Below are 331 nucleotides of genomic sequence, written 5' to 3'. Positions count from 1 at the left end.
GGCAATTATTACCAGAAATTAGTAAATTAATTCCTAATAAATTTAATTGTTATTTTGAACCGGTCGTTGGTGGTGCCGCATTATTATTTGAATTATCACCAAAAAAGGCTGTTATTAATGATAATAATTCAGAACTAATACTTGCGTATAAAGTAATTAAAGATGATGTAGACAGTTTGATTCTAGAATTAAATAAACATAAGGCAAATAATAGTAAAGAATATTATTTAGATTTACGATCTGCAGATCCTGATGGCCGCATTGATATAATGAATGATGTTGAAAGAACGGCTCGTATTCTTTATATGTTAAGAGTTAATTATAATGGCTT

The 331-nt window shown here is 28.1% G+C and carries 1 protein-coding gene; it reads left to right on the top strand.

The genetic code is table 11. From position 1 onward, the window contains the following. Positions 1–331 (top strand): DNA adenine methylase (locus ACSV5T_RS09755; RefSeq protein ID WP_438320979.1); only part of this gene is annotated, 331 nt, incomplete at both ends.

Origin of the sequence: Veillonella sp. ZSJB6 (assembly GCF_051549505.1) — a bacterium.
Taxonomy (GTDB): domain Bacteria; phylum Bacillota; class Negativicutes; order Veillonellales; family Veillonellaceae; genus Veillonella.
This window is presented reverse-complemented; position numbering and strand designations above follow the sequence as displayed.